Source organism: Bacteroides sp. K03 (assembly GCF_019734355.1).
In the GTDB taxonomy this organism is placed as follows: domain Bacteria; phylum Bacteroidota; class Bacteroidia; order Bacteroidales; family Bacteroidaceae; genus Bacteroides; species Bacteroides nordii.
Genome location: NZ_JAASHC010000031.1, coordinates 41,421 through 61,989, shown reverse-complemented (window position 1 = coordinate 61,989; position 20,569 = coordinate 41,421). Strand labels below are relative to the sequence as shown.

Annotated in this window: 21 protein-coding genes; 15 read left to right on the top strand and 6 right to left on the bottom strand. The window is 37.7% G+C overall.

Going from position 1 to position 20,569, the window contains the following annotated elements; translation table 11 throughout:
• Positions 1-538: 538 nt before the first annotated feature.
• Entirely contained in the window at positions 539-916 is a 378-nt protein-coding gene (locus tag HCG69_RS17000) for a YccF domain-containing protein (protein WP_221651024.1), read from the top strand.
• A 154-nt stretch (positions 917-1,070) separates the two neighbouring features.
• On the opposite strand, the gene HCG69_RS16995 is transcribed toward HCG69_RS17000, so the two are convergent.
• Entirely contained in the window at positions 1,071-1,601 is a 531-nt protein-coding gene (locus HCG69_RS16995; RefSeq protein ID WP_221651023.1) for a DJ-1/PfpI family protein, read from the bottom strand.
• Between the two features lie 165 nt (positions 1,602-1,766).
• On the opposite strand from HCG69_RS16995, the gene HCG69_RS16990 reads away from it, so the two are divergent.
• Both HCG69_RS16990 and HCG69_RS16985 read left to right on the top strand, forming a co-directional pair.
• Positions 1,767-2,117, top strand: coding sequence for a helix-turn-helix domain-containing protein (locus tag HCG69_RS16990; protein ID WP_002560148.1), 351 nt, complete (start codon positions 1,767-1,769; stop codon positions 2,115-2,117).
• Between the two features lie 10 nt (positions 2,118-2,127).
• Positions 2,128-2,697, top strand: coding sequence for a sugar O-acetyltransferase (locus HCG69_RS16985; RefSeq protein ID WP_196040062.1), 570 nt, complete (start codon positions 2,128-2,130; stop codon positions 2,695-2,697).
• Positions 2,698-2,709: 12 nt separating this feature from the next.
• On the opposite strand, the gene HCG69_RS16980 is transcribed toward HCG69_RS16985, so the two are convergent.
• The 5 genes from HCG69_RS16980 to HCG69_RS16960 all read right to left on the bottom strand — a co-directional run bounded on the left by HCG69_RS16980 (position 2,710) and on the right by HCG69_RS16960 (position 9,718).
• Positions 2,710-3,513 carry an MBL fold metallo-hydrolase gene (locus HCG69_RS16980; protein WP_221651022.1) on the bottom strand — a complete coding sequence of 268 codons (804 nt, stop codon included), beginning with the start codon at positions 3,511-3,513 and terminating at the stop codon, positions 2,710-2,712.
• Between the two features lie 101 nt (positions 3,514-3,614).
• Positions 3,615-4,028, bottom strand: coding sequence for a pyridoxamine 5'-phosphate oxidase family protein (locus HCG69_RS16975; protein ID WP_221651021.1), 414 nt, complete (start codon positions 4,026-4,028; stop codon positions 3,615-3,617).
• 19 nt (positions 4,029-4,047) lie between these two features.
• A complete protein-coding gene (locus tag HCG69_RS16970) occupies positions 4,048-4,407 on the bottom strand; it encodes a VOC family protein (RefSeq protein WP_255586191.1) in 360 nt (119 codons plus the stop codon).
• Positions 4,408-4,474: 67 nt separating this feature from the next.
• A complete protein-coding gene (locus HCG69_RS16965) occupies positions 4,475-5,233 on the bottom strand; it encodes a helix-turn-helix domain-containing protein (RefSeq protein ID WP_221651020.1) in 759 nt (252 codons plus the stop codon).
• A 78-nt stretch (positions 5,234-5,311) separates the two neighbouring features.
• Entirely contained in the window at positions 5,312-9,718 is a 4,407-nt protein-coding gene (locus HCG69_RS16960; protein ID WP_221651026.1) for a translocation/assembly module TamB, read from the bottom strand.
• A gap of 236 nt (positions 9,719-9,954) precedes the next feature.
• Between HCG69_RS16960 and tsaD the strand changes: the two genes are divergently transcribed.
• The 12 genes from tsaD (at position 9,955) to HCG69_RS16900 (ending at position 20,526) form a co-directional block, all read left to right on the top strand.
• Positions 9,955-10,974, top strand: coding sequence for a tRNA (adenosine(37)-N6)-threonylcarbamoyltransferase complex transferase subunit TsaD (gene tsaD, locus HCG69_RS16955; protein WP_221651019.1), 1,020 nt, complete (start codon positions 9,955-9,957; stop codon positions 10,972-10,974).
• A gap of 58 nt (positions 10,975-11,032) precedes the next feature.
• Entirely contained in the window at positions 11,033-12,265 is a 1,233-nt protein-coding gene (locus HCG69_RS16950; protein WP_221651018.1) for a competence/damage-inducible protein A, read from the top strand.
• 120 nt (positions 12,266-12,385) lie between these two features.
• Positions 12,386-12,646, top strand: coding sequence for a 50S ribosomal protein L28 (rpmB, locus tag HCG69_RS16945; protein WP_002560154.1), 261 nt, complete (start codon positions 12,386-12,388; stop codon positions 12,644-12,646).
• A 21-nt stretch (positions 12,647-12,667) separates the two neighbouring features.
• Complete coding sequence (gene rpmG / locus HCG69_RS16940) at positions 12,668-12,856, top strand: 50S ribosomal protein L33 (protein WP_002560155.1); 189 nt, start codon at positions 12,668-12,670, stop codon at positions 12,854-12,856.
• 20 nt (positions 12,857-12,876) lie between these two features.
• The gene (locus HCG69_RS16935; protein ID WP_002560156.1) at positions 12,877-13,035 is read left to right on the top strand and encodes a DUF4295 domain-containing protein; all 159 of its coding nucleotides are present in this window, start codon (positions 12,877-12,879) and stop codon (positions 13,033-13,035) included.
• A gap of 262 nt (positions 13,036-13,297) precedes the next feature.
• Positions 13,298-14,257, top strand: coding sequence for a signal recognition particle-docking protein FtsY (gene ftsY, locus HCG69_RS16930; protein WP_221651017.1), 960 nt, complete (start codon positions 13,298-13,300; stop codon positions 14,255-14,257).
• Complete coding sequence (gene rimO, locus HCG69_RS16925; protein WP_221651016.1) at positions 14,254-15,552, top strand: 30S ribosomal protein S12 methylthiotransferase RimO; 1,299 nt, start codon at positions 14,254-14,256, stop codon at positions 15,550-15,552. The genes ftsY and rimO overlap by 4 nt, the downstream gene beginning before the upstream one ends.
• Before the next feature lie 74 nt (positions 15,553-15,626).
• Positions 15,627-15,899, top strand: a complete 273-nt coding sequence (locus HCG69_RS16920; RefSeq protein ID WP_002560159.1) for an HU family DNA-binding protein — start codon at positions 15,627-15,629, stop codon at positions 15,897-15,899.
• Between the two features lie 12 nt (positions 15,900-15,911).
• Positions 15,912-17,258, top strand: coding sequence for an HU family DNA-binding protein (locus HCG69_RS16915; RefSeq protein WP_221651015.1), 1,347 nt, complete (start codon positions 15,912-15,914; stop codon positions 17,256-17,258).
• A 261-nt stretch (positions 17,259-17,519) separates the two neighbouring features.
• Positions 17,520-18,515, top strand: coding sequence for a MoxR family ATPase (locus HCG69_RS16910; RefSeq protein ID WP_221651014.1), 996 nt, complete (start codon positions 17,520-17,522; stop codon positions 18,513-18,515).
• A 57-nt stretch (positions 18,516-18,572) separates the two neighbouring features.
• Positions 18,573-19,442 carry a DUF58 domain-containing protein gene (locus tag HCG69_RS16905; RefSeq protein ID WP_007485679.1) on the top strand — a complete coding sequence of 290 codons (870 nt, stop codon included), beginning with the start codon at positions 18,573-18,575 and terminating at the stop codon, positions 19,440-19,442.
• 10 nt (positions 19,443-19,452) lie between these two features.
• Positions 19,453-20,526: a BatD family protein gene (locus tag HCG69_RS16900; RefSeq protein WP_221651013.1), complete on the top strand. Its 1,074-nt coding sequence runs from the start codon at positions 19,453-19,455 to the stop codon at positions 20,524-20,526.
• Positions 20,527-20,569: the final 43 nt, after the last annotated feature.

Here is a 20,569-nt window from a genome sequence, read left to right as displayed (position 1 = left end):
CAATATTAAGAAATTTATTCTTATTAACGTTCATAAAGAACTATGTTTTCCATGGCAAAGATAATGGTAGAGGAAAATTATGTTATGTTAACTTGTTTATAATCAACTTGTTAGCCGAATTAATTATTGTATGCTTTTATTATCATAAACTATCTGTGTTTTACAAAAGAAAGTGTTTTTTTATGTTCTAAAATTGTTACATAAGAGATGCCCTCATACCTCTAATATTTATAAATTCTTAGCCTGTTTAAATTGTATCAAAACCGATCGGAAATGAGTAAACCCACCACAGAGTAACACAGAGTACTATTTATCTGATGAAACGCGGATTAACACAGATAAATACAGATTGAAAGACTGTAGTTCTTTATCTTAGATTTGTTTCCCTTTGCGAAAATCTGCGTTCATCTACGTTTCAATAAAGATTTAAACTCTGTGGAACTCCGTGTTACTCTGTGGTGAAATACACTCAAAACCATACAAAAATTCACAAGATTGTTTTATCTTTGTATCCATAAATAATGAAATTTTTAGAAGTATGAATTTACTCATGAACATACTATGGCTTCTATTGGGAGGCATATTTACAGCTATCGAATATCTGATAGCCAGTTTCTTGATGATGATAACTATTATTGGTATTCCTTTCGGACTTCAGACCTTGAAGATGGCTTTGCTGGCATTATATCCATTTGGAAAGGAGGTGAGGAGTTGCCCTGATTCGGGTGGTTGTCTCAGTATATTAATGAATATTCTCTGGATATTTTTAGGAGGTATCTGGATAAGCCTTTCACATCTGGTATTCGGAGTGTTGCTGAGTATCACAATTATCGGATTGCCTTTCGGTATACAACACTTTAAGCTGGCGGGACTTGCATTGACGCCGTTTGGGAAGGAAATTGTAGATAAGAGATAATGTTTTGCAAAACCTGATCTATTTCAAGATAGTTTTTTTGAAACGCAGATAAACACAGATTATCGCAGATTAAATCTGATTTTGCGATAATCTGTGTTTTAATGCTAAGTTGATTTGCTTCTACGATATTTCTTATATAGAACGGAATAGGTTTCTATTTTTTGAGAACTTCAATTATTTTAGGCATCATTGTCCAGATCGTATTTTCGTCCTGCGCAGTATAGAAGTTTCCATCAATTTCAGATTTCTCATCTGTAGCTGTTCCATTTTGTATCGCTGGTTTTGCCAGAGGATGTACTGCTATTTTTTTACCGCTGGTGACTCCTGTAAAGTCAAACATCATTGCAGCGGCACAGTGCCCAATCATTAGTTTTCCTTTGTCTCCGAAAGTTTTAATCACTTCCATTAAATCAAGATTATATTGCTTGTCTGCATTGTTTTTAAATACAGGAATTGCATCTCCACAGGCAAATACCAATGCGTCATATTCATCTTCATGCCCTTTCAGATTACTTATCACATCGTCTGTAAGTAAGGTTATTCCTGAGTTGGTTTTAATCTCTTTCGTTTCTGCCACTGCATACACTTTGTATGAAATATGATTCTCAAAAAATGCTTCCAGATACTGGAATAAACCGAATCCGTTGACCGGATTTACTGCTAAAACTGCAACTTTCTTTGCCATAACATTAATTATAAAGTGAAACAATAGTTATTTTTAGTAAGTTTATTACTTTTGTACCGCAAAGATAGATTTACTAATTCATATAAACAAGAACGTACCTCAGGATAAGGGACTTACATAGAAGTAACTATTGTTGAGCATCAGTGGAATAGAATAAATAAAAAAATGGAAAATTTTCATCCTACAGGAAATTGCCCCGTACGGGACGTGTTGAGCAGATTAGGTGATAAATGGTCAATGCTCGTGTTAATCACATTAAATGCAAATGGAGTGATGCGTTTCAGTGATATTCATAAAACGATTGAGGATGTATCTCAACGTATGCTTACTGTAACTCTTCGTACACTTGAAGCTGACGGATTGGTGGCAAGAAAGATATATGCCGAAGTACCTCCACGAGTGGAATATTGTTTAACCAAGACAGGACATAGCCTGATTCCTCATATTGAAGCTTTGGTAGGTTGGGCGTTGGAGAACATGCCTGTCATTTTGAAAAACAGAGAAACTAAATCATAAAACAATTAGTATGAAAACAGAAAAAGAAAAAATGCTGTCAGGAGAAATATATGATTTTACTGATACAGAATTGATTACCCGTTGGCACAAAGCAAAACAACTGCAAAGAGAATATGCTGCAACAGATACAACAGATCAGGAGAAATTAGATGCTATTTTGGACGAATTACTTGGTTCACACGGAAAGAATGTGTGGATCACTGCTCCTTTCTTTGTGGATTATGGTGAGAATATTCATTTAGGGAATAATGTTGAAATAAATATGAATTGTGTTTTCCTCGATTGTAACCGTATTACCATCGGTGATAATTGTGGTATTGCTCCAGGGGTACATATTTATACTGTATTTCATCCGGTAAATCCGATGGAGCGACTTTCTGAAAACAGTGCTTACTGGAATTCTTTGACAGCTCCTGTCACTTTGGGCAATAATGTCTGGATTGGCGGTGGTTCTATTATATTACCCGGAGTGACTATCGGTGATAATACCACCATCGGAGCTGGTAGTGTGGTGACTAAAGATATTCCGGCTAATTGTCTTGCAGTGGGAAATCCTTGCCGCGTAGTAAGGCAATTATAAGATACATCTGTTTTATAGCGTAATAATTTCCAGATCATCAGGGACAAATATATTGCCTTTAAATAGTCTGGAAGCTTCTTGGCTGTATTTATGTTTCCGTTCTTTTATGTTTTCGTCTTCTGTATGATAGAGCAATAGGTTTTTTACATTTAATTCTTCTGCCAACCTTCCGGCATCAAGTGCAGTACTGTGATGTTTTTCATATGGTTTGAATCTTTCCTTGTCTGCATAAAGGCAAAACGCCTCACAAAGTAACCAATCGCAATGTGCTACATATCTGCGGCTTTTTTCGTTGTAAGGTTCGTCACCCAGGCAGACCAATGTTTTTTGGTTGGGTAGGATAGCCTGAAATCCAAATTGTTTCATCTTAGTGGAAGCAATATCGAAAAAAGAGAGTTTTATATCGGCGATTTCTACTTTGTCTCCATCCTTAACTTCCTGTATAAGAATCCGGTTACCAATGGGAAGCATTATTTTCTGTGGGAGAGTCAGACGGCAAATAGTAAGCAATGTTTCTTTCACTTCATCGTGGCAGTAGATAGTCAAAGTGCCCTCATACTTACCATTGTTTATCATCATTGCTATATTGCGTACCATCCACACCATACCCAATAAGTGATCAGTATGTGCGTGAGTGATGAACATATGATGAATGTCAGTACAAGCAATATTTGCTTTTTTAAGTTGAGTGAAGATGCCGTTGCCACCGCCGGCATCTACTAAAAAGTACTCTTTTCCGGACTTTAGAGCGAAACAGGTATTATAGCATTCTACTGCCATTGCATTTCCTGTACCCAGCATTATGAGTTGAGTCATTATATTACTATCTTTTTCATTTGTTTTCGTGTTGCAAAGATAGCATTTATTCAGATTTTTGCGGCAATTTTTCTTTTCTACCGGAATGTTATAGTGTGCTTTTACTCGTTTATTGCTACGCGCTGAAATTGATCTTCAATATAAATTGTAGCTTGATTACTGCTGAATTTGAGCAATATATATTCCGGATCTTTCACTCCTTGCGGGAAGAATTTGATAAACCAATTCTGCCAGTATTTTTCTTTTGACTCTGCGTCATCCATAACTTCTACTTCTCCGGTCAGTACCACACTGTCACCTCCGGCATGGAAACAAAGTCCTGCTTTCGGATTTGCACGAAACTCTGTAGTCTTTAGCGAAGAGGTGCCGGTAGACATCCAGATAGTAGATAATCCTTCTGATGCTATTTTGGCAATGGGGACAGGACGAGGATAGCCTTCTGCATTGATTGACGACAAAACAACAACTTCACACTTCTGCAGCAAAGATGCTGCTTTTTCTTTAATTTTTTCCATTTGTCTTTTGGGGTATTAATTAATATGAATCATAATCGGTGAGTCCCAACCGGTTGCCGGATGGATCGGTAAATTCAACAGCCCAGCCTGTTTTGATCTTGAACGGTTCGGATAAAAAGAGTATGCCCTGCTGTCTCAGCTGTTCATAGATTGCTTTTACATTTTCTACTTCCAGCCATATGGTAGTCTGGGCATCAGGGTGCATAGATATATCTTTCAGGATAATAGCTGGTTCTTCATCGCCTACTTTATAAGCTACCATACCTTTATCCTCAAATTCAAACTTCATTTTAAGTCCCAATATTTGGGTATAAAACTCTTTACTCTTCTCCATATCCTTCACCGGAAGGAACAGGTTGTCATAGTTCTTTATTTCCATAATTACTTTTTATTACGGAAGCAAAGATAGAACGGTTATAACCTGTTTCTTGTGTATAAAATCGACATTATACAGATTGATCTTTCGGAGATTCCCCTGTGAATCGTTTGAATTCACGGATAAAATGTGCATGATCATAATATCCGCAATCAATAGCTGTAAGGAAAACACTTTGTTCAGGGTGTTGTTGTAATACTTCCTGTGCATTCTGGAATCTCACAACAGAACTGAATACTTTTGGAGTTATTCCGATGACGGATTTAAACTTACGTTCAAACTGGCGTTGACAGAGACATACTTCTTCTAATACTTCTTTGATTGGTAAGCATCCTTTGTGGCATTTTATGGTATCTACTGCTGCCATAATTTGTTTATCAGGAATAGTGATGCGATTTAGTTTGCCAGTCAGATAGGAGTCTATATAGTTTACCACTTCTCTTACATCATTCCGGATGGCTATATTATCACAAAATAATGTATTGTCAAAAATGGATTCTAACAAAGACATATCTATTCTCTGATTGGTTAATTCGTGTATGGGTACATTGATAAAAGCTGTGATACCTCCTGGTTTGAAGCGTACACCTACCATTTTCATACATCGGGTATATAAAACGTCAGAATAGGAAGTCATTGTACCTACAATGTATGGATGAAAAGGAGACATTCCGTTATTGGATATAGTGTCGTTACAATTTAATAAGATGTCTACGCATCCATCCGGCAAAATCCTGACGGTTTGCTCTCCCTCAATGAAACTATCAAAAGTCCAATAAGTTTCTATATAGGGCAATAGGACAATACTGGGACGGTATTCCTGATACATTGGATTTATTAATCAGGTTACAAATATAATAATTACATCCGGAAACTACATTATAAACGCATTATCCGGAATGCTTATTTATTTTTCCGGTCGTTGTCTTTTTGCTTTTGATTGTGCACTATCTGTTTTTGTAGAATCATTCTTTTGAACTTCTTCCTGCTTTTTCTCCATTTTTCTCTTTAGATTACGAAGCTTCCACTTGTTCCAGAAGAAAAGTTCATTCCATTTACTGAAATCTTTTTTATACATAATACCGACTCCCTGAGTGGTCAGATTGGTTTTAGTATAATAGCGATCATTCGTTTCATTATATGCTTTCAATCGTACTTCTCCCGAACGGGTCAGTAACCATTCTGCTTCAAAGTCTCCCACAAAGTTAGTATTTGCCATTGGATTATCTCGGTATCCAAAGTTCCCATTGATAATCAGCCGGTTATTGAGTAACTGCCCCGAAAGGATTCCTTCCACTTCCATATCTGTCCAGCCCTTCTCACCGGTACTGAGATTTGTTCCGATATTCCAGTTGTTATTGTCGATAATCTGTGAGAGTACATTGTTCAGCTGTCCGGATAGAGTAGAAGATAATACAGAAGACATCATGTCGGAACTCTGTCGGTTACCTGTATTATTTTCCATGTAAAACTTACCAATACCTAACAGATAGAGTATCTGCATATTCATTTGCTCATCTGTGCTGATATAATTGCGTACCAAAGCCTGTACCTCATCACGTTCGTTGGGAAGCTCAATACCCAGTTTAATAGAGGGACGCAACAGAATGCCAGTAAGATTCATCATACAGTTTACACGAACATTCGGTTGTTGTACAACCACAGATGCATCTGGTATCAGATCATTTAATGAGGCTGAGGGTACAGTGTAAGAGGCTTGTATATCCAATGTAGCATCAAGTGGTGGTCCATTGAATGTAATAGTACTTCCGTCTTTGATAATAAAGTCCTTACGTATTACTTCCTGAAGGCTGAATTTATAGATACCCTGTTGGATGTGGTAGTTACCGAACATTTTCACATCTCCTTTATTATAGAACTCTACACGAATATTACCTGAACCCCGCCCACTGATATAATCACCGGCAACAGGATCCATAACAATTTTCATTGTAGCATCCGGTGTAGCATCTACTAATATGTTGAGACGGATGTCTGTCTGTGAATTTTTCTCTTCTTCTTTCTGTTGGACTTGTTCATAGAATGAAATGATCTGTATCGAGTCCTGTATGCTACGTCGTGGGGTTTTGTCTACAAACTTAATAAATTGATTACTGGTGGCCGAAGCAACAGTTCCTGTACTATATGTAAAGTTTGTATTCCGGTTAGTAGTCATTGCTATATTTGCATCGAGTCCGTCTTGTGCATTACCTGCGAGCAGAGCATTTCCAGTGGCATATACTGTACCATAGAAGGGGAGATCCGGAGATTCCTGTGTGTTCATTACCAGCATATTGTTGACCTGAATGTCGAATTGATACTTTATATTCTTGAAATGTTCGTAATGGAGATATCCATTCATTCTTCCCTGGTGCCCTTCCATATCTGAAATATGGATGTGATCGAATGTGATTCCTTCCGGTGCCAGACGTATCGTGTCTTTTATGGCAAACGAGGTATTAAGTATATCAAATTTCATTGAGGCATCTGTCATTACGGCACCATCGAGATTTAATCCTTTGAATTTACCGTAAAAGTGCACTTTTCCTGTAGCTCTTCCTTTAATATCCCGAGCAATGGACCGCATATAATGTTCCAGAAACTTAATGTTCAGGTTTTCAGCATCAATGTTTAGATCGAGTCCGCTTGTAGGTTTGATAGGGTAGATGAACCCGTCTACGTGAACTTTGGAAATGTTTTTTTCTTGTATATGTGCATCCAGATAAATGCCTTTTTTCTCATTGTCCCATGCGCCATAGATATCTAAATCACCTAATAACCCTTTGTTCAGTGTGAAATTACGTATAGACAAGCGTGTGTTGAGTACCGGTTTCTTTAGTATTCCACTGGCATAAGCCATACCTGTGGCATCTCCCTCAAAATTAACATCGTCTGAAATGCGTGCAATGTCAAAAACATAACCGATATTGATGTCTTTCAGATTAACTTTTACTGTATCCGCTGGATTGTCGGATACGCGTCCGTTGATTCGGATATAACGGTCCTGATGACTAAAATAGAAATCGTTAACATCAATTTTACCAGAATCCACCACTACTTGCGAAGGATGTACTTCCCAAATAGTATCATTTAAGATAACATCCGTAGGCTTTATGTCTACAATTGCTTTGAGTAAGGGTTTGTCTCCTTCTGTACGTAAAAATTGTGCAGCAGCAGCCAATTGTCCGCTATATGTGACAGCAGCATTATTTCCCCAATTAATAGTAGTGTTTACAAGGTCATCTTTAGCCTGTGCTTCAAGAGAAAGGTTCACAGCTCCGTTCTTTTTTTGATTGGTAAAGCGAACTCTGGCTCTGAACTGGTCAACAGGGTTTTCACAAAGTAATAATCCTGATTCTATGAAATTGTTTTTGTATTGTAAACGTGGGAAATATCCTTCTACACGCAGGCGTTGCATTCGGTCATTGACATATCCGTTAATGGTGGAATGGGTATATACCTTTAATGGAATATCAAAGATAGTGGATAGAATATCTGTATTATATATATTAATGTCAAAACTGAAATTGTTGTCAGTCTTTATTGGCTTTTTAGGAGGAAGGATGAGTGAGGGTACATAACTACGCAAAATACCCATTATACTGGCGGGCAGTGTGTGGTACATGAAACGTCCCTTTACATTGGCAGTCAGAAACTCAGAGTTTAAGGTTAATTGGTTAATACCTGTCTGTTGTGTGGCGGACAGATGCATGTTCTTCATGAAGAAATTTTTCTCGGGAGCTGTGAACTGCAAACTATCTATATCTATATCACCAATCATCTGATCAATAGAGCCTCCCTTGAAATTCGCGTTTACTTTTATGGAGAATATTGCATCTTTATATTTGGGTGTCAGGTTTAATTCGTGTGGACGGAAATTACTTACTGAGGCTGAAAAGTCAAAAGTTGGTACTTTCTCAGTCAGGTTAATGTTACCATTAATAGCAATAGTACCGTTTTCGTCATTTAATGCTACTTTACCATTGAATCCACCACGTTTGTATTCACCATCGAGAGTGATATTTTCATATTTATAACTACTATATTCAATGGCAGCTACTAGGCCTTTCAATACGATGGAAGGGCGCTGCTTTTCATAATGATTACCTTGTACGTCGAGATTAAAGGTGATTTCTCCTAACTTTTCATTATTCAATAATTTCCCCAGTTCAAAATCTTTTGTTTTAACGGATCCGGAATAGGCAAACAGACCCTTTGCTTTGTTTGAACTGAGTTTTAAGTCGGTTTTTACAGAACCTATGTCTGTATGGAACAGACCGTATGTGACGAGATCCGTGAAGTATCCGGAAACCTCTCCATGAAAAGATACATCTCCCAGGCGCTCAAGTATAGGAGGAACTCCATTATAATTTTTACTTAAATTGCGTACCAGAAAACCAATGCCGTCACTATTGGCCGAAAGATTAGACATTTTGCCAAAAACGAAAGCGTCTTGTGGGTGTGACAGGTCTTGCAAAGAAACATCTCCTAACAGATGGAACTGCTTACCAGCCTTTATTTCAAGCTTAGAGCAATTCAGTTGGTCTATTGTACCATTGACATCCATATCGAGTTCGATCTGTTCTTTGAAGTTGGATAATGCCGGAACAAATGGAGAAATATCCTTTAATGTGATATGTGAAGGTAATGTGTGGAAAGAGAATCGTACGTTATTGGCAAATTGTTTAAATGCTCCCAGACTATCGTAATTCAGATGAATAGTATCCATCTTCAGAGAAGTATTAGGCAAATCAATAACAAAATTATCAATGGACATTTCTTTATCGTTAGCTACTAGCTTCAGACTTAGTTTTTTAAGCTCAAATCCGGATTGTTCGTCTACGCTTAGTCGCTTGATTGAGGCGTTTACAGAGTCATTTTGCAGCGCTTTCAACGAGATATTGGCTATAATGTTCTGTAAACGCACATGTTTGGCATTGAACTTACCTGGAGTTTCTTCTTCAGAAAGTACATCATATGCCAGTTTTCCACGACGAATTAATATGGAATTGATACGCAGGTCGATATTTTGCTCCTTCTTAATAGTATCTTTGGACGCAAATGCGTCAAGGACAAATTTGAAGTTAGGTGGTGAATCCGGAGTTTTTTTGTTTAGATTGATGTTGAAACCAAACAACTGCACACTACTAATGGTTATTTTTCCTTTGAAAAGAGGAAGTATCTCAAATTTGGCAGAGAGGCGGGTAACCTTCAACATTTCCTTCCCTGACTGGTCGTCAAGTAATACATCATCGATAATGATACGGTTCAACAGTCCCATATCTATTCTTCCAATAGTTAATTCGGTACCCATTACACGGGAGAGTTCTTTGGCTACGAATACAGCAAACTTCTGCTGAACAAAAGGTATGTTCAACAAAAGAATGACCCCGATATATACTCCCAGTACGATACCGAGTACCCAGCGTACAGTCTTTTTCAGCGTTCTGATAAGCGGTTACTTTTATTTTGCGAACAAAAATATAAAATAGTTCGTTATGAATCGTACTTTTATCATTACTTTTGTACCGTTTAAACATCAAAAAAACTATGAGTACAATAATATTAGGAATTGAGTCCTCTTGTGATGATACGTCGGCAGCCGTTATCAAGGATGGTTATTTGCTGTCGAATGTGGTATCCAGCCAGGCTGTTCATGAGGCGTATGGTGGTGTAGTGCCCGAGCTTGCTTCGCGTGCACATCAGCAAAATATAGTTCCGGTGGTACATGAAGCATTGAAACGTGCAGGAGTGACCAAGGAGGAATTGAGTGCTGTAGCTTTTACGCGTGGTCCGGGACTGATGGGGTCATTACTTGTAGGAGTTTCGTTCGCAAAAGGTTTTGCTCGTTCTTTAAATATACCAATGATTGATGTTAATCACTTGACTGGACATGTGTTAGCTCATTTTATTAAAGCAGAAGGTGAAGAGAATCAACAACCTAATTATCCTTTTCTTTGTTTACTTGTGTCGGGTGGTAATTCGCAGATTGTATTGGTGAAGGCATATAATGATATGGAAATTCTAGGGCAGACTATTGATGATGCTGCCGGAGAAGCGATTGATAAATGCTCAAAGGTGATGGGGCTCGGATATCCGGGGGGGCCGATTATTGATAAATTAGCACGTCAGGGAAATCCGAAAGCATTTACTTTCAGTAAACCGCATATACCGGGACTGGATTATAGTTTTAGTGGATTGAAGACTTCTTTCCTTTATTCACTTCGTGATTGGATGAAGGATGATCCTGATTTCATTGAACATCATAAGGTAGATCTTGCAGCTTCACTGGAAGCGACAATTGTAGATATTCTTATGGATAAACTTCGAAAAGCTGCCAAACAATATAAAATAAATGAGGTAGCTGTAGCCGGTGGAGTATCTGCTAATAACGGATTGCGTAACTCTTTCCGTGAACATGCCGAAAAATATGGCTGGAAAATATTTATTCCGAAATTCAGTTATACTACAGATAATGCTGCAATGATTGCTATTACAGGTTACTTCAAGTATCTGGATCGGGACTTCTGTTCGATAGAACTTCCGGCTTATTCGCGTGTTACTTTGTGATATAAAAGAGAGTTGTATTGAAAGAGGTTGCTAATTACAATTATCTGATTGGTATAATATGTTTGCAGAGATTATTACAATAGGCGATGAACTACTGATAGGGCAGGTCACCGATACAAATTCGGCCTGGATGGGGCGTGAGTTGAATAAAGTTGGCATTGAAGTGATTCGCGTTGTTTCTGTCCGTGATCGTGCGGATGAAATAACTGAGGCTGTAGACGATGCGATGAATAGGGCCGATATTGTATTAATGACTGGTGGATTGGGGCCTACGAAAGATGATATAACCAAACAGACGTTATGTGCTTATTTTGATACGGAGTTAGTGTTCTGTGAAGAGGTATTTGAAAATATCAAGCGTGTACTGGCAAGTAAGATACCGATGAATGCGTTAAATAAGAGCCAGGCAATGGTTCCAAAAGATTGCCTTGTGATAAATAACCGGGTAGGTAGTGCGCCTGTTAGTTGGTTTGAAAAAAATGGTAAGGTATTGGTATCTATGCCGGGTGTACCTCAGGAGATGATTACCGTGATGAGTGAAGAAGTGATTCCTCGTTTGCGTAAGAAATTTGATACAGATGTAATTATACATAAGACTTTTACTGTAAAGAATTACCCTGAATCTGTTTTGGCAGAAAAACTTGAATCATGGGAAGAAGCTTTGCCTGAATCTATAAAATTGGCCTATTTGCCTAAACCCGGTATTATTCGGCTCCGGCTTACAGGGCGTGGAAGGGATAAGGAAGCTGTGCAATCTCAGATTTCTGTTGAAGGGTGTAAACTGAAAGATATTTTAGGGGATGCTATTTTTGATGAAGAAGATACTCCACTTGAAATACTTATTGGAAATTTGCTAAGAGAGAAGAATTTGACCGTATCCACCGCAGAGAGTTGTACGGGAGGAAGCATTGCTGCTAAATTAACTTCTGTGCCTGGCAGTTCGGATTACTTTAAAGGAGGGATTGTTGCTTATTCTAATGAAATTAAGGAATCGTTGTTGGGGGTGTCGTCTGAAACGCTCAAAAAACAGGGGGCTGTCAGTGAAGAAACTGTGATCGAAATGGTAAAAGGTGCGATGAAAGCGTTGAAAACTGATTGTGCTGTTTCAACTTCCGGAATAGCTGGTCCTGGTGGAGGGACAAAAGAGAAACCGGTGGGTACTGTTTGGATTGCAGCTGCCTATAAAAATGAAATTCGAACAATGAAGCAAGATACAGACCGTGGGAGAGAGATGAATGTCGAGAGAGCTGGAAATAATGCCTTTTTGTTACTTCTGGGCCTTCTAAAATAAAGAAAAAGTGTACTGTATAACGAATTATTTTAAGAATTACTTGTTTTATATCTATAAAAGTGCTTACTTTGCGCTCTGTTTGAAATAAGTATAGATAAAAACTATAAAAATAAGATAGAAATGTCGAAGATTTGTCAAATTACCGGAAAGAAAGCCATGATTGGCAACAATGTTTCACACTCAAAGAGAAGAACAAAGAGAACCTTTGATTTGAACTTGTTTAACAAGAAGTTCTATTATGTAGAACAGGACTGCTGGATCAGCCTTAGCCTTTGTGCTGCTGGTTTGCGCATTATTAACAAAAAAGGATTGGATGCTGCACTGAACGATGCAGTTGCTAAAGGGTATTGTGATTGGAAAACCATTAAAGTGATTGGCTAAACGTAGAGGAGAAAACTGATTATGGCAAAGAAAGCAAAAGGTAATAGAGTACAGGTGATTCTGGAATGTACAGAACATAAAGATAGCGGTATGCCGGGAACATCTCGTTATATCACAACAAAAAATAGAAAAAATACTACAGAAAGACTTGAGTTGAAGAAATACAACCCTATTCTGAAGAGAGTAACAGTTCACAAGGAAATTAAATAATAAAAGATAGAGAATAACCCATGGCAAAGAAAACAGTAGCAAGTTTGCACGAAGGATCTAAAGAAGGTCGTTCTTATACTAAGGTTATCAAAATGGTTAAGTCTCCGAAAACTGGTGCTTACATTTTTGATGAACAGATGGTTCCTAACGAAAAGGTACAAGACTTTTTCAAGAAATAATAGATTGCAGTTATTCTGCAATTAAAAAATCCTCTCATGTTATTATTGGGGGGATTTTTTTTGTAGTTATAGATTTGTGAATCTTTATTTGTAATTCTATAAATAAAAAAAGAGCTCTCCTGAACAGTTTGAGATGCTTTCTTGTTGTTGTTTGAAGTTTGCTAAAACGTCGTGGAGTTTCAATTTTCTTTCCTCACTTTTTAGTTTTTCATTACTTTATTATATCTTTGTAGCATAATGTATTATACAAATAGTAAGTATCATGGGATTTTTTAGTTTTTTTTCAAAGGAAAAGAAGGAAACTTTAGATAAAGGATTATCTAAAACCAAGGAAAGTGTGTTCAGTAAGATAGCCCGCGCAGTAGCCGGTAAGTCAAAAGTGGACGACGAAGTGTTAGATAATTTGGAAGAGGTGCTCATTACTTCTGATGTAGGTGTAGAGACTACGCTAAACATCATTAAGCGTATTGAAAAACGTGCTTCAAATGACAAATATGTAAACACGCAAGAACTTAATACTATTCTTCGTGATGAAATAGCTGCATTGCTGACGGAGAATAACTCTGATGATGTCGCTGATTTTGATGTGCCAATAGATAAGAAGCCATATGTGATTATGGTAGTGGGTGTTAATGGAGTAGGTAAGACTACTACTATTGGAAAATTGGCATATCAGTTTAAGAAAGCCGGAAAATCAGTATACCTGGGTGCTGCGGATACATTCCGCGCTGCTGCGGTAGAGCAATTGGTTATCTGGGGTGAAAGAGTAGGAGTACCTGTTATTAAGCAAAAAATGGGTTCTGATCCTGCTTCTGTAGCATATGATACACTAAGTTCGGCTGTTTCCAATAATGCTGATGTGGTTATTATTGATACTGCAGGTCGCTTGCATAATAAGGTCGGATTGATGAATGAACTGACAAAGATCAAGAACGTTATGAAAAAAGTAGTGCCAGATGCTCCTAATGAGGTTTTGTTGGTGCTTGATGGTTCTACTGGGCAAAATGCTTTTGAACAAGCGAAACAATTTACATTGGCTACAGAGGTTACAGCTATGGCTATTACCAAATTGGATGGTACGGCTAAAGGGGGAGTCGTGATTGGTATTTCTGATCAGTTTAAAATTCCTGTAAAGTATATCGGTTTGGGTGAAGGTATGGAAGACTTACAGGTTTTCCGTAAAAAAGAATTTGTAGATTCCTTGTTTGGAGAGAATGCATGAAGAGAAAGACTATAGATATTATAACCTTAGGGTGTTCTAAAAATTTAGTAGATTCAGAACAGTTGATGCGTCAACTAAACGAAGCCGGATATAACGTTACTCATGACTCAGAGAAACCTAAAGGAGAGATTGCGGTAATAAATACCTGTGGTTTTATTGGTGATGCAAAAGAGGAGTCTATTAATATGATTCTTGAATTTGCTCAGGAGAAAGAAGAAGGGAATCTGGAAAAATTATTCGTAATGGGATGTTTGTCAGAACGGTACTTAAAAGAACTGGCAATCGAAATTCCCCAGGTAGATAAATTTTATGGAAAGTTTAATTGGAAAGAACTTCTAAAAGATCTGGGTAAAGCTTATCATGATGAATTGTACATTGAACGAACATTAACTACTCCTGGTCATTATGCTTATCTGAAAATCTCAGAAGGGTGTGATCGGAAATGTTCATATTGTGCTATTCCTATAATAACAGGATACCATGTGTCACGGCCGATTGAAGAAATACTGGATGAGGTGAGATATCTTGTGTCTCAGGGTGTGAAAGAGTTTCAGGTTATAGCACAAGAGCTTACTTATTACGGAATTGACTTGTATAAGAAACAAATGCTTCCAGAATTGATAGAACGCATTTCTGATATTCCTGGGGTAGAATGGATTCGTCTGCATTATGCTTATCCAGCTCATTTTCCTACAGATCTTTTTCGTGTAATGCGTGAGCGTGATAATGTATGTAAATATATGGATATTGCTTTGCAGCATATTAGTGACAATATGTTGGAGCATATGCGTCGGCATGTAACAAAGGAGGATACTTATCGGTTAATAGAGCAGTTTCGTGAAGAAGTTCCCGGTATTCATTTGCGTACTACCCTGATGGTAGGGCATCCGGGAGAAACAGAGGCTGATTTTGAAGAATTGAAAGAATTCGTTCGTAAGGTGCGTTTTGACAGAATGGGAGCTTTTGCATATTCAGAAGAGGAGGGGACTTATGCTGCCGAGCATTATGAAGATTCTGTTTCTGCAGAAGTAAAGCAGGCTCGTTTGGATGAATTGATGGATATTCAGCAAGGGATATCATCTGAGTTAAGTGCTGCAAAAGTGGGTAAGCAACTAAAAGTAATTATTGACCGTATTGAGGGAGATTATTATATTGGACGTACGGAGTTCGATTCTCCGGAAGTGGATCCAGAGGTTTTGATTAATCGTGCGGACCAAACGCTTCTGATTGGTAACTTTTATCAGATAGAGGTGATTGATTCTGATGATTTTGATCTTTTTGGAAAGATTATTTAAAGTATTTTTCCATGGAATTTGTTTATTTGCTTAATAATGACTAATATAGCGTCGTACTTTTAAAATTTTTGGATTTGAATAATAAAGATTTTATTTCAGAGTTATCGCGTAGGTTAGGATATACAATTAAGGATACATCCGAATTGGCATCCTCTTTATTGTCGGGTATGACCCAGGAATTACAAGAGGGAAATGTTGTTACAATACAAGGTTTTGGGACCTTTGAAGTAAAGAAGAAAGCAGAACGTATTACAGTTAATCCAACAACGAAGCAACGCATGCTTGTTCCTCCTAAATTGGTTTTGACGTATAGACCGAGTGCTCAACTAAAAGATAAGTTTAAATAAAGGTTCACTCTCATGAATGAAAGGTTATATCTGCAGAATTTTATAGACTTATTATCTGAGAAATACGGCATGGATAAAAAAGATGCCGATAAATTTGTTAAAGAGTTCTTTCTTTTGATAGAGGAAGCTCTTGAACAGGACAGGTCTGTGAAAATTAAAGGCTTTGGCACTTTCAAACTGGTGGATGTTGAGAGTAGGGAGAGTGTGAAGGTTAATACGGGAGAACGATTCCAGATACAGGGTTATACAAAGGTTTCCTTTATTCCGGATGGTTCATTACGTGATATTATTAATAAGCCATTTTCTCATTTTGAAACAGTGGTGTTGAATGAAAAGACTGTTTTGGAAGATACTCCGGTGGTGGATTCGGATGATGATGGGGAGTTGACAGAAGAGGAACCTGTATCACAGAGTGTGGGGAGAGTGAATCCTGAAGAAAGTATCAAAGAAGTAGAGAGTGCTGAGGAAATAGTTGAAGAAGAAAAGTCTTCGATAGAAGAAAAGGAGAAAGAAGTTTCTGCTGTGGAAAATGCTTCAGTAGCGGCAGAAGGGCAAGATGCGGTTACTGAAGTTGTAGTACCGAAAGTAGAAGAGGTGAAAAATGAAATAATAGTTGGTGAAAAAGGAGTTTCTGACGATATTATTATGAAGAAAGAAGCTACTCCTTCTGTAAATCAACCCTCTCAATTGGATAAGGAAAAAACAGCAGATCCAGAGAATTCTCGGTCAGTAGCTCCAAAGTTGTCTGCAGAAGAAATAATAGCCCGGGAATTGGCTGTTTCAACAGTGGCGGATGAAGCTCCGGTTAAAAGAAAAAGTAAACCCAAGCAGGTGAAATCTGAAAAGTCTCCGGTACCTTATCTTATTGCAATAATCGTTATTGTATTATTGCTTTGTGGAGGGGCCTTGCTTTTCATCTATTATCCTGATCTCTTTGATTCTGCAGACAGAATTGAAAAAGTGAAGGAAATGGAAAAGGTTGTTCAGCCTACTTCAGAACCGGTTATTCTCCAAGATACAATAATCAGAGAAGATACGGTTGCTGAAGTGAAAGAAGAAACTCCGGTGGCTGTTCCTGTATCTAAAAAAGAACCGGAAACAGTGAAGAAAGACGCTGGTAAATCGACAACAGCTAAGTCTGTTCCTTTCAAACCGGATTCTGTTAGTTATATTATAACGGGAACTAAAACTACATATACTATCAAAGAAGGGGAAACATTGACAAGAGTTGCTTTACGCTTTTATGGAACTAAAGCTTTGTGGCCATACATCGTAAAACACAATCCGGGAGTTATCAAAAATCCCGATAATGTACCGTATGGAACTACGATTAAGATCCCTGAATTAGTTAGGAAATAATAGCTCGAACTTTTTACTTCGCCTGAATGTATACATGCTTGTTTCATTCAGGCGGAGTTTTTTGTATAGGTGCGAAATGTTATGGAACTGCTAAACCATATAAAAGTACCTTAATCTAAAGGTTTCGCATTGTTTTTTAATAAAAATTAGTTGCAATGGTTAATTTTATGGCGTACTTTTGGAATCGAATTAAAAAGCCTTACACAAACAAGAGGCTTATATATTATTTGTGGTAATTAAACAATAAAATATTAAGTATTTATGGCTGAATCAATTGATATCCGCGAATTGAATGAGCGGATTGAAAGACAAAGTGCTTTCGTTACCAATCTTACAACAGGCATGGACCAGATTATTGTTGGTCAGAAACATTTGGTAGAGTCGCTGCTTATTGGACTTCTTTCTGACGGGCATGTACTGTTGGAAGGTGTGCCTGGTTTGGCAAAGACATTAGCAATCAAAACGTTGGCATCATTGATTGATGCACAATATAGTCGTGTACAATTCACCCCCGACTTATTGCCTGCTGACGTTATTGGTACAATGGTTTACAGTCAGAAGGACGAATCATTTCAGGTAAAAAAAGGTCCTGTTTTTGCTAATTTTGTATTGGCTGATGAAATAAACCGTGCACCGGCTAAAGTACAGAGTGCCTTGCTTGAAGCGATGCAGGAACGTCAGGTTACTATTGGTAAACAAACTTTTCTTTTGCCTGAACCTTTCTTAGTATTAGCTACTCAAAATCCGATTGAGCAGGAAGGTACTTATCCGTTGCCGGAAGCACAGGTGGACCGTTTCATGTTGAAGGTAGTCATTGATTATCCGAAGTTGGAAGAAGAAAAATTGATTATTCGTCAGAATATTAATGGTGAGAAATTTAATGTAAAGCCTATCCTCAAGGCAGATGAAATTCTTGAGGCTCGTAAAGTCGTTCGCCAGGTTTATCTGGATGAGAAAATAGAACGTTATATTGTAGATATTGTATTTGCGACACGTTATCCTGATAAATATGATTTGAAGGAGTTGAAAGATATGATTGGATTTGGCGGTTCTCCCCGCGCGTCTATTAATCTTGCATTGGCTGCACGTACATATGCATTCATTAAACGACGTGGATATGTAATACCGGAAGATGTGCGTGCTGTAGCTCATGACGTACTTCGTCATCGTATTGGTTTGACGTATGAGGCAGAAGCCAGCAATATAACTTCAGATGAAATTATCAGTAAGATATTGAATAAAGTTGAAGTGCCTTAACTTTGATTGAGTGATGAATAATTCTCGATTTTCAAATCTCAATTCTCAATTAAACAGATGGAAACAAGTGAAATATTAAAAAAGGTCCGTCAGATTGAAATAAAGACGCGTGGATTGTCTAACAATATTTTTGCAGGTCAGTATCATTCGGCTTTCAAAGGTAGAGGTATGGCGTTTTCAGAGGTGCGTGAATATCAGTTTGGTGACGATATTCGTGATATCGACTGGAATGTGACTGCGCGTTTTAATAAACCCTACATTAAGGTGTTTGAAGAAGAACGTGAGCTGACAGTGATGTTGATGGTTGATGTTTCCGGTAGTTTGGAATTTGGTACTGTTAAGCAGATGAAGAAAGATATGATAACTGAGATTGCTGCAACATTGGCATTTTCGGCTATTCAGAACAATGATAAAATTGGTGTAATCTTTTTCTCTGATCGAATAGAGAAGTTCATTCCTCCTAAGAAAGGACGTAAACATATTCTTTATATAATTCGTGAATTAATTGATTTTAAACCTGAAAGTCGTCGTACAAATATTCGGTTAGCACTGGAGTACTTGACGAATGTAATGAAAAGGCGTTGTACTGCTTTTATTTTATCTGATTTTATTGATCAGGAAAATTTCAAGAATGCCATGACGATTGCCAACCGGAAGCATGATGTAGTAGCCGTTCAGGTTTACGATAGGCGTGTGGCTGAACTTCCACCAATAGGATTGATGAAAATTAAAGATGCCGAAACCGGACATGAACAATGGATTGATACTTCGTCGAAAGCAGTTCGTCAGGCACATCATAATTGGTGGGTGAGTAAACAGGATGAACTGAGTGACATCTTTACTAAAAGTAATGTAGATTCAGTATCGGTACGTACAGATCAGGACTATGTAAAGGCGTTGTTGAACTTGTTTGCCAAACGAAATTAACGGAAAGACAATGAATAGAAATGGTTTTCTAATAATACTGTTGTTTTTGTTATCTGGTAGGGCTGTTGCACAGTCTGTTACTGTTGAAGCTAAAATAGATTCTTTGCAGATTCTCATTGGAGAACAGGCAAAGATACAATTACAGGTGGCGATGGATGCAAAGCAGCGAGCTGTTTTGCCTGCTTATACTGATACAATAGTACGCGGAGTGGAAATTGTGGAAACTGCTAAACCGGATACACAATTTTTGAATGACCGTCAGCGATTGCTGATTACACAAGAATATACTGTAACATCTTTTGATTCTGCTCTTTATTATCTGCCTCCGATGGTGGTGACGGTTGATAATAAAGAGTATAAGTCGAAGGCATTAGCATTGAAAGTATACTCGATGCCAGTAGATACCTTGCATCCGGATCAATTCTTTGGGCAGAAAGCCGTAATGAAAGCTCCTTTTGTTTGGGAAGATTGGTATGGACTAATCGGATGTTCATTCCTTGCATTACCGTTGCTTGCTTTGCTTATTTATTTTATCATACGTATTCGTGATAATAAGCCAATTATACGTAAGGTGAAAGTAGAACCCAAATTGCCTCCGCATCAGGCTGCAATGAAAGAGATCGAACGTATTAAGAATGAGAAGGTATGGCAAAAAGGACTTCCGAAGGAATATTACACGGAACTTACAGATACTCTTCGTACTTATATAAAAGATCGTTTTGGTTTCAATGCGTTAGAGATGACTTCTTCGGAAATCATTGATAATCTGATGGAAATGAATGATAAAGAAGCTATTGCAGATTTGAAGGAGCTCTTCCAAACAGCGGATTTAGTAAAGTTTGCTAAGCATGATCCGCAAATGAATGAGAATGATGCCAATCTGATTAATGCTATTGATTTTATTAATGAAACTAAGCAGCCTGAAGAGGAGAACCAGAAGCCGCAACCAACGGAGATTACGATTATAAAAAAACGTTCATTGCGTGCTAAGATATTGCTTATTTGTGGCATTGTTTTATTATCAGTAGCTCTTGTAGCAACTTTTGTATATATTGGAATGCAACTTTATAATCTCTTTGCTTAAGGGAGTATTTCTCAATCGTGAATAGTAAATTGTAAAATCGTAA

What these genes read in the sequence shown, in the direction of transcription:
- HCG69_RS17000 (WP_221651024.1), top strand. Translation starts at nt 539, where the DNA reads ATGAATTTACTCATGAACATACTATGGCTTCTATTGGGAGGCATATTT.
- HCG69_RS16995 (WP_221651023.1), bottom strand. Translation starts at nt 1,601, where the DNA reads ATGGCAAAGAAAGTTGCAGTTTTAGCAGTAAATCCGGTCAACGGATTC.
- HCG69_RS16990 (WP_002560148.1), top strand. Translation starts at nt 1,767, where the DNA reads ATGGAAAATTTTCATCCTACAGGAAATTGCCCCGTACGGGACGTGTTG.
- HCG69_RS16985 (WP_196040062.1), top strand. Translation starts at nt 2,128, where the DNA reads ATGAAAACAGAAAAAGAAAAAATGCTGTCAGGAGAAATATATGATTTT.
- HCG69_RS16980 (WP_221651022.1), bottom strand. Translation starts at nt 3,513, where the DNA reads ATGACTCAACTCATAATGCTGGGTACAGGAAATGCAATGGCAGTAGAA.
- HCG69_RS16975 (WP_221651021.1), bottom strand. Translation starts at nt 4,028, where the DNA reads ATGGAAAAAATTAAAGAAAAAGCAGCATCTTTGCTGCAGAAGTGTGAA.
- HCG69_RS16970 (WP_255586191.1), bottom strand. Translation starts at nt 4,407, where the DNA reads ATGGAAATAAAGAACTATGACAACCTGTTCCTTCCGGTGAAGGATATG.
- HCG69_RS16965 (WP_221651020.1), bottom strand. Translation starts at nt 5,233, where the DNA reads ATGTATCAGGAATACCGTCCCAGTATTGTCCTATTGCCCTATATAGAA.
- HCG69_RS16960 (WP_221651026.1), bottom strand. Translation starts at nt 9,718, where the DNA reads ATGGGTACCGAATTAACTATTGGAAGAATAGATATGGGACTGTTGAAC.
- tsaD (WP_221651019.1), top strand. Translation starts at nt 9,955, where the DNA reads ATGAGTACAATAATATTAGGAATTGAGTCCTCTTGTGATGATACGTCG.
- HCG69_RS16950 (WP_221651018.1), top strand. Translation starts at nt 11,033, where the DNA reads ATGTTTGCAGAGATTATTACAATAGGCGATGAACTACTGATAGGGCAG.
- rpmB (WP_002560154.1), top strand. Translation starts at nt 12,386, where the DNA reads ATGTCGAAGATTTGTCAAATTACCGGAAAGAAAGCCATGATTGGCAAC.
- rpmG (WP_002560155.1), top strand. Translation starts at nt 12,668, where the DNA reads ATGGCAAAGAAAGCAAAAGGTAATAGAGTACAGGTGATTCTGGAATGT.
- HCG69_RS16935 (WP_002560156.1), top strand. Translation starts at nt 12,877, where the DNA reads ATGGCAAAGAAAACAGTAGCAAGTTTGCACGAAGGATCTAAAGAAGGT.
- ftsY (WP_221651017.1), top strand. Translation starts at nt 13,298, where the DNA reads ATGGGATTTTTTAGTTTTTTTTCAAAGGAAAAGAAGGAAACTTTAGAT.
- rimO (WP_221651016.1), top strand. Translation starts at nt 14,254, where the DNA reads ATGAAGAGAAAGACTATAGATATTATAACCTTAGGGTGTTCTAAAAAT.
- HCG69_RS16915 (WP_221651015.1), top strand. Translation starts at nt 15,912, where the DNA reads ATGAATGAAAGGTTATATCTGCAGAATTTTATAGACTTATTATCTGAG.
- HCG69_RS16910 (WP_221651014.1), top strand. Translation starts at nt 17,520, where the DNA reads ATGGCTGAATCAATTGATATCCGCGAATTGAATGAGCGGATTGAAAGA.
- HCG69_RS16905 (WP_007485679.1), top strand. Translation starts at nt 18,573, where the DNA reads ATGGAAACAAGTGAAATATTAAAAAAGGTCCGTCAGATTGAAATAAAG.
- HCG69_RS16900 (WP_221651013.1), top strand. Translation starts at nt 19,453, where the DNA reads ATGAATAGAAATGGTTTTCTAATAATACTGTTGTTTTTGTTATCTGGT.